At 71.7% G+C, this 7,786-nt stretch carries 8 protein-coding genes; 5 read left to right on the top strand and 3 right to left on the bottom strand.

Annotated elements, in window-relative coordinates; all coding sequences use genetic code 11:
* The first annotated feature begins 134 nt into the window (after nt 1–134).
* The 3 genes from xseA (at nt 135) to OO47_RS28940 (ending at nt 2,505) form a co-directional block, all read left to right on the top strand.
* Complete coding sequence (gene xseA / locus OO47_RS28950; protein ID WP_030217323.1) at nt 135–1,352, top strand: exodeoxyribonuclease VII large subunit; 1,218 nt, start codon at nt 135–137, stop codon at nt 1,350–1,352.
* 120 nt (nt 1,353–1,472) lie between these two features.
* On the top strand, nt 1,473–1,745 hold the full coding sequence (locus tag OO47_RS28945; protein WP_030217321.1) for an exodeoxyribonuclease VII small subunit: 273 nt from the start codon (nt 1,473–1,475) through the stop codon (nt 1,743–1,745).
* A gap of 169 nt (nt 1,746–1,914) precedes the next feature.
* On the top strand, nt 1,915–2,505 hold the full coding sequence (locus OO47_RS28940) for a malonic semialdehyde reductase (RefSeq protein WP_030217318.1): 591 nt from the start codon (nt 1,915–1,917) through the stop codon (nt 2,503–2,505).
* 101 nt (nt 2,506–2,606) lie between these two features.
* Here the strand turns inward: OO47_RS28940 and OO47_RS28935 are convergent, their stop codons facing one another.
* A complete protein-coding gene (locus OO47_RS28935; RefSeq protein ID WP_199812354.1) occupies nt 2,607–3,143 on the bottom strand; it encodes a DUF4245 domain-containing protein in 537 nt (178 codons plus the stop codon).
* 140 nt (nt 3,144–3,283) lie between these two features.
* Between OO47_RS28935 and glpX the strand changes: the two genes are divergently transcribed.
* Nucleotides 3,284–4,315: a class II fructose-bisphosphatase gene (glpX, locus tag OO47_RS28930; protein ID WP_030217312.1), complete on the top strand. Its 1,032-nt coding sequence runs from the start codon at nt 3,284–3,286 to the stop codon at nt 4,313–4,315.
* Nucleotides 4,316–4,463: 148 nt separating this feature from the next.
* Here the strand turns inward: glpX and OO47_RS28925 are convergent, their stop codons facing one another.
* Both OO47_RS28925 and OO47_RS28920 read right to left on the bottom strand, forming a co-directional pair.
* The gene (locus tag OO47_RS28925) at nt 4,464–4,835 is read right to left on the bottom strand and encodes a WhiB family transcriptional regulator (protein ID WP_030217310.1); all 372 of its coding nucleotides are present in this window, start codon (nt 4,833–4,835) and stop codon (nt 4,464–4,466) included.
* A 184-nt stretch (nt 4,836–5,019) separates the two neighbouring features.
* Nucleotides 5,020–5,742: a DUF1707 SHOCT-like domain-containing protein gene (locus OO47_RS28920; protein WP_030217307.1), complete on the bottom strand. Its 723-nt coding sequence runs from the start codon at nt 5,740–5,742 to the stop codon at nt 5,020–5,022.
* A 197-nt stretch (nt 5,743–5,939) separates the two neighbouring features.
* Between OO47_RS28920 and OO47_RS28915 the strand changes: the two genes are divergently transcribed.
* The gene (locus tag OO47_RS28915) at nt 5,940–7,613 is read left to right on the top strand and encodes a fumarate hydratase (protein ID WP_030217303.1); all 1,674 of its coding nucleotides are present in this window, start codon (nt 5,940–5,942) and stop codon (nt 7,611–7,613) included.
* Nucleotides 7,614–7,786: the final 173 nt, after the last annotated feature.

Below are 7,786 nucleotides of genomic sequence, written 5' to 3'. Positions count from 1 at the left end.
CCGCCTCGGCCCCCGCCCCCTCCCCGGGACCCGTCCCCGTCTCGGCCCCCGCCCCCGCTCCCGCCTCCGTCCTCCGTCCGCCGTCCGCCGTCCGCCGTCCTGACGTTGTCGTACCGCGCCGTTACGCTCGGTCCATGGCTCTGACTACGTCCGCCGAAACGCCGCTTCCCGTCGGCGAGGTCTCCCGGATGATCGGGGGCTGGATCGACCGGCTCGGGGCCGTCTGGGTTGAGGGGCAGATCACGCAGCTGTCGCGGCGCCCCGGTGCCGGGGTCGTCTTCCTGACGCTGCGGGACCCCTCGTACGACGTCTCGATCGGCGTCACCTGCTACCGGCAGGTCTTCGACGCGGTCGCGGACCTCGTGTCGGAGGGGGCCCGGGTCGTCGTGCACGCCAAGCCCGAGTGGTACGCGCCGCGCGGGCAGCTGTCGCTGAGGGCCGCCGAGATCAAGCCGGTCGGGATCGGGGAGCTGCTCGCCCGGCTCGAACAGCTGAAGCGGACCCTGGCCGCCGAGGGGCTGTTCGCGCCCGGGCGGAAGAAGCGGCTGCCGTTCCTGCCGCGCCGGATCGGCCTCGTCTGCGGCCGCGCGTCGGCGGCCGAGCGGGACGTCCTGGAGAACGCGCGCCGCCGCTGGCCCGCCGTCGCCTTCGAGGTGCGGAACGTCGCGGTGCAGGGCGTGAAGGCCGTCCCGCAGGTCGTCCGGGCGGTCCGGGAGCTGGACGCGGACGAGGACGTGGACGTGATCGTCGTGGCCCGGGGCGGCGGAAGCGTCGAGGACCTGCTGCCGTTCTCGGACGAGCAGCTCGTCCGGGCCGTGGCCGACTGCCGTACGCCGGTGGTCTCCGCGATCGGGCACGAGCCGGACTCGCCCCTGCTCGACCTGGTGGCCGACCTGCGCGCCTCGACGCCGACGGACGCGGCCAAGAAGGTCGTCCCGGACGTCGGCGAGGAGCTGGAGCGGGTGCGCGGCCTGCGCGACCGGGCGCTGCGGACCGTGCAGGGGCTCCTGGACCGGGAGGAACGCGGCCTGGCGCACGCGCTCGCGCGGCCCGTCATGGAGCAGCCGCTGCGGATGGTCGAGGTGCGCGAGGACGAGGTGTCCGCGCTGCTCGCCCGCAGCCGGCGGGTCCTCGGCCACCTGCTCGACCGGGCCAACTCGGAGCTCTCGCACACGCGGGCGCGGGTCCGCGCGCTGTCGCCCGCCGCGACCCTGGAGCGCGGGTACGCGGTGCTCCAGCGGGCCGACGGCACGGTGGTCCGCTCTCCCGGCGAGGTCGCCGGGGACGAGGAGCTGCGGGCCCGGGTCGCGGAGGGCGAGTTCGCGGTGCGGCGCGTGGCCGACTCCGGCTGAGCGGCCCGAGGGCCCAAAGGTCCAAAGGCCCGAAGACCAGAAGACCAGAAGGCCCGAGGGCTTGGGGACTTGGGGCCCCGAGGGCCCCTGCAGATCACCACATCGACGGAAGGACGGACAATGGCAGCGGGTACGGGTACGGGTACGGGCGCGGACGAGGCGGCCCTCGGGTACGAGCAGGCGCGGGACGAGCTGATCGAGGTCGTCCGGCGGCTCGAAGCGGGCGGGACCACCCTGGAGGAATCCCTCGCGCTCTGGGAGCGCGGCGAGGAGCTGGCGAAGGTCTGCCGCCTCCGCCTGGAGGGCGCCCGGGCCCGCCTGGACGCCGCGCTCGCGGCGGACGCGGACGGAGAGGGCGGGGACGAAGGTGGCGACGGGCACGACGGGGAGTGAGCCCCGGGGCACTCCCGCCCTGGCGTAGACTCACGAGTGAAGCGGATCACTATCCGGATAGGGTAGTTGAAGTTTCACCAATCACGGGCGTACTGTCGAGGACATCGCTTGAACGTCGTACGAGCAACCCCACCTTGTGCAGTTTTGTGCAGTCCGGAAGGTACGCAGCATGTCTCTCGCCCTTGACCCCGCCGCCCAGGACCTCCTCTTCCGCGAGGCCCGCACCGCCAACACGTTCACCGACGAGCCGGTGACCGACGAGCAGGTCCAGGCGATCTACGACCTGGTGAAGTACGGCCCCACCGCCTTCAACCAGACCCCGCTGCGCATCACCCTGGTCCGCTCCCCCGAGGCCCGCGAGCGCCTGGTCAAGCACATGGCCGAGGGCAACCGGCCGAAGACCGCCGCCGCCCCGCTCGTCGCGATCCTCTCCGCGGACAACGAGTTCCACGAGGAGCTGCCGGCCCTGCTCCCGCACTTCCCGCAGGCCAAGGACATGTTCTTCGCCGAGCGCCCGGTCCGCGAGCAGTCCGCCCTGCTGAACGCCGCCCTCCAGGCCGCCTACTTCATCGTCGGCGTCCGCGCCGCCGGCCTGGCCGCCGGCCCGATGACCGGCCTGGACTTCGCCGGCGTGCAGAAGGAGTTCCTCGACGCCGACCACACCCCGCTGATGGTCGTCAACATCGGCAAGCCGGGCGAGGAGGCCTGGTTCCCGCGCTCCCCGCGCCTCTCCTTCGACGAGGTCGTCACCACCGTCTGAGACGCCCGGGGCCGGTGACCACGGTCCGCACGACCACGGCAAGGGCCCCGCACTCCACGAGTGCGGGGCCCTTCCCGCGTCCGTACGCCCTCGCGTACCCCTCAGACCTTCTGCGACGACCGCAGCGAGCCCGCCATCTCCGCAAGGCGCTCGAAGGAGGCCGTACCGGTCACCACGGTCGTCGCGCCGCCCTCCGTCCGGACGAGCGCGTCGTACTTCGGGCCCTCCCAGCGCTGCCACACCAGACCGCCCACCGTCTGGGTCTTCCCGGTGGCCTTCGCGCCCTGGGACACCTTGGGGGCGAACTTGCCGGGCTCCGCCGTCGACTGGTGGACCGCCACGTACTGGGTGTCCGGGGAGAGGAAGCCGAGCTGCCAGGCGTCGGCGTTCTCGCGCTTGTACGAGACGACCGTGGCCTTCCAGCCCTCGCCGAGGTCCTGGGGGGCCAGCACCGGGTACGGCGCCGCCCGCTGGGCCGTCAGGAGCTCGACCCGGTAGTCCTTCGCCTTCACCGGGTCCGCGTGCTCGTCGTGCGGGATGAAGAGATACATCACGCCCGCGGCGACCATGATCACACCGAGGGACTGGAACATCCCGCGTACCGTCTGCCTGCCTCGCATACCTGCCACGCCCCCCATGGTCGCATCACGGTCCCGCGCTCATACGTGGGCCCCCCTGCTCAATCTGTCGACCTGACGATAGAGTCGCAGCACCCTCGTATTCTCCGGCAGTCGCCGTACAGATTTCCGGCCGTCGCCGTACAGAAAGGTGCGCAACGATGACCGAGCACACCCTCCCGCCCGAACTGGAGGTCTCTCCCGAGGCCCCCGACCGCAACCTCGCCCTCGAACTGGTGCGCGTCACCGAGGCGGCCGCCATGGCCGCGGGCCGCTGGGTCGGCCGGGGCGACAAGATCGGCGCGGACCGCGCGGCGGTCAACGCCATGCGGACCCTGATCTCCACCGTCTCGATGGACGGCGTCGTCGTCATCGGCGAGGGCGAGAAGGACGAAGCGCCGATGCTCTTCAACGGCGAGCGGGTCGGCGACGGGACCGGCGCCGAGGTCGACATCGCGGTCGACCCGATCGACGGCACCACGCTCAACGCCAAGGGCATGCCGAACGCGATCGCCGTCCTGGCCGCCGCCGACCGCGGCACCATGTTCGACCCGTCCGCGGTCTTCTACATGGACAAGCTGGTCACCGGCCCCGAGGCCGCCGACTTCGTCGACATCAACGCCCCCGTCTCGGTCAACATCCGCCGGGTCGCCAAGGCGAAGAACTCCTCGCCCGAGGACATTACGGTCGTCATCCTGGACCGCCCCCGCCACGAGGGCATCGTCAAGGAGATCCGCGAGACCGGGGCCCGGATCAAGTTCATCTCGGACGGCGACGTCGCCGGTTCGATCATGGCCGTCCGCGAGGGCACCGGCGTCGACATGCTCATGGGCATCGGCGGCACCCCCGAGGGCATCATCTCCGCCTGTGCGATCAAGTGCCTCGGCGGCGTGATCCAGGGCAAGCTGTGGCCGAAGGACGACGCCGAGCGGCAGAAGGCGATCGACGCGGGCCACGACCTGGACCGGGTGCTCTCCACGGACGACCTGGTCAGCGGCGACAACGTCTTCTTCGTCGCGACCGGCATCACCGACGGCGAGCTGCTGCGCGGGGTGCGCTACCGCGCCGAGACGGCGACCACGCAGTCCCTGGTCATGCGCTCGAAGTCCGGCACGATCCGCCAGATCGACTCCACGCACCGGCTCTCGAAGCTGCGCGCGTACAGCAAGATCGACTTCGACCGCGCCAAGTAGGACGGGGCGGGCGCCCGCCCGCCGGACGGTACGAAGAGGGGCGCCCCCATGTGCGGTGGGGGCGCCCCTTCCCGTACGGGCCGGCGGAGGTCTCCGCGCCCGGACCCGGCACCCTTCCGGCCCAGGCGTCCCGGCTCCGCTCTCCGCGTCAGCCCGCCTTGGCGATCCGGTCCGCCGCGGCCGCCTTCCTCAGCTCCACCTCGCGCCGCCGGCGCCGGGCGAGGACCACGCGGCGCTCCGCCGCCGTGAGCCCGCCCCACACCCCGTACGGCTCGGGCTGGAGCAGTGCGTGCTCGCGGCACTCGACCATCACGGGGCAGCGCGCGCAGACCCGCTTGGCGGCCTCCTCGCGGGCGAGGCGCGCGGCCGTCGGCTCCTTGGAGGGGGCGAAGAAGAGTCCTGCCTCGTCGCGGCGACACACCGCTTCCGCGTGCCACGGACCGCCCTCGTCCTCGCGGGCCGGGGTACGGGAAGGAGGGACGGCGACGGCCTGGAGGGGCTGATGCGGCAGTTGCAGCACGGTCTACTCCTGACGACTGACGACGGCTTCGCGAGCGAGAGGCGATGCCACGAGCCTTACCCGCTGTGCGCGCGCCTATGCACTGGGTGCCGCGCCGTTCCGCACTGCGGATGCCCCGCGACGCATTCCGGTCACCCGCCGACCCCCGTCGTCGGCGTGTCTCCGGCGCGTCGTCGGCGCGTCGTCAGTGGCCGAGGTGCTTGCGCATCTTGTCCTGGAGGTCCGTGATCCACTTGCCGCGCTTGGGCCGCGCCTCGACGTTGCCGAAGACCGAGTAGCCGTTGATGACGACGACCGGGGCCTGCGGGTCGACGCCCTCCAGGGTCACGACCTCGAAGTTGCCGAAGATGCCGCTGCCGTTGCCGCGCAGGCTGATGTTCTCCGGGACCCGCACCTCGACGTTGCCGAAGATGGAGGTGGCGTTGATCGTGGTCAGGCGCTGGGCGAAGATCGCCTCGGTCAGGTCGATCTCGATGTTCCCGAAGAGCGCGAAGGCGTTCGTCCTGCGGCTGACCCGCCAGCGGCCCTTGCGGGTGGTGCTGGAGAAGACCGCCACCAGGTTGTCCGGGGTCCCCTCCTGGTCGTCGGGGCCGTACGAGTAGGCCGGCTCGGGCTCCGGCCGGGAGGACCGGGCGGCCGGCAGGTCGCGGACGATCGGCTCCAGCTCCCCGACCGTCTTGGCCCGGTAGACCGCGTCGATCCGGTCCGAGTGCTCCTCGGCGTCGAGCCGCCCCTCGGCCAGGGCGTCCCTGAGGATGTCGGCGATCCGGTCCCGGTCCGCGTCCGAGGCCCGCAGCGCGCCCCGCGGATCGGCGAAGGCGGGCGCCGCGGGGGCGGGCTCGGCGGGGGCGGCCGACCGCTGCGGCTGCGGCTGCTTCTCGGGTTCGGGCTGCTTTTCGAGGTCCACGGAGCCAGCCTAGCGAAACGCGATAGATCGCGACCAGGGGGCGGGGCCGGGTCCTGTGGACGGAGCCGGACCGGATCGGTCCGCGCCCAAGTGAGCCCTACCTCACAGGATCGGCGGAACGGGGGCGTTCTACGCTGGAGGGCGCGTTGCCAACGGAGGCGGCGCCGCCGCCCGCCGAGTGAGGAATGACCGCCGTCATGCCAGAGTTTTCGTACTCCGATCTGCTCCCCCTGGGAGAGGACACCACGCCCTACCGCCTGGTGACCGCCGAAGGCGTCTCCACCTTCGAGGCCGACGGGCGTACGTTCCTCAAGGTCGAGCCCGAGGCGCTGCGGCGGCTGGCCGCCGAGGCGATCCACGACATCCAGCACTTCCTGCGCCCGGCCCACCTGGCCCAGCTGCGCCGGATCATCGACGACCCGGAGGCGTCGGGCAACGACAAGTTCGTCGCGCTCGACCTGCTCAAGAACGCGAACATCGCCGCCGCCGGCGTCCTGCCGATGTGCCAGGACACCGGCACCGCGATCGTCATGGGCAAGCGCGGCCAGAACGTGCTGACCTCCGGCCGCGACGAGGAGGCCCTGTCGAAGGGCGTCTACGACGCGTACACCAAGCTCAACCTGCGGTACTCGCAGATGGCCCCGGTCACCATGTGGGAGGAGAAGAACACCGGCTCGAACCTGCCCGCGCAGATCGAGCTGTACGCGACCGACGGCGGCGCGTACAAGTTCCTCTTCATGGCCAAGGGCGGCGGCTCCGCCAACAAGTCCTTCCTCTACCAGGAGACCAAGGCGGTCCTCAACGAGGCCTCCATGATGAAGTTCCTGGAGGAGAAGATCCGCTCGCTCGGCACGGCCGCCTGCCCGCCGTACCACCTGGCGATCGTCGTCGGCGGCACCAGCGCCGAGTTCGCCCTGAAGACCGCGAAGTACGCCTCCGCGCACTACCTGGACGAGCTGCCGACCGAGGGCTCGGCCGAGACCGGCCACGGCTTCCGCGACAAGGAGCTGGAGGAGAAGGTCTTCGAGCTGACGCAGAAGATCGGGATCGGCGCCCAGTTCGGCGGCAAGTACTTCTGCCACGACGTGCGCGTGGTGCGCCTGCCGCGCCACGGCGCCTCGCTGCCCGTCGCCATCGCCGTCTCCTGCTCGGCCGACCGCCAGGCCGTCGCGAAGATCACCGCCGAGGGCGTCTTCCTGGAGCAGCTGGAGACGGACCCGGCGCGGTTCCTGCCCGACACCACCGACGAGCACCTCGACGAGGCCTCCGACGTCGTGCGGATCGACCTCAACCGGCCGATGGACGAGATCCTCGCCGAGCTGACCAGGCACCCGGTCAAGACCCGCCTCTCGCTGACCGGTCCGCTGGTCGTGGCGCGCGACATCGCGCACGCCAAGATCAAGGAGCGCCTGGACGCGGGCGAGGAGATGCCGCAGTACCTGAAGGACCACCCGGTGTACTACGCGGGTCCGGCGAAGACCCCCGAGGGGTACGCCTCCGGCTCCTTCGGCCCGACGACGGCCGGCCGCATGGACTCGTACGTGGCGCAGTTCCAGGCGGCGGGCGGCTCGAAGGTCATGCTGGCCAAGGGCAACCGCTCCCAGCAGGTGACGGACGCGTGCGGCGCGCACGGCGGCTTCTACCTCGGCTCGATCGGCGGCCCGGCGGCGCGGCTGGCGCAGGACTGCATCAAGAAGGTCGAGGTCGTCGAGTACGAGGAGCTCGGCATGGAGGCGGTCTGGAAGATCGAGGTCGAGGACTTCCCGGCGTTCATCGTCGTGGACGACAAGGGCAACGACTTCTTCACTTCACAGGAACCCGCTCAGCCGACCTTCACCACCATCCCGGTGCGGGGTCCCGGCCTCGCCTGAGACGCCCCCTGAGCCCCACAGAGCCCCCGGCCCGCGCCGGGGGCTCTCCCCTTGCCCGCGACCGCCCGCGACGCCCGGCAGGCCCTGCCGAGGACCCCGCCGACCGGGAGCCACGGCCCTGGTCTACCCGACTACGCGAATATTCGCGTGACCGCGTAGACCCTCGGCGCGCA

Origin of the sequence: Streptomyces bikiniensis (genome assembly GCF_000716625.1) — a bacterium.
Classification (GTDB): domain Bacteria; phylum Actinomycetota; class Actinomycetes; order Streptomycetales; family Streptomycetaceae; genus Streptomyces; species Streptomyces bikiniensis.
This window is presented reverse-complemented; position numbering and strand designations above follow the sequence as displayed.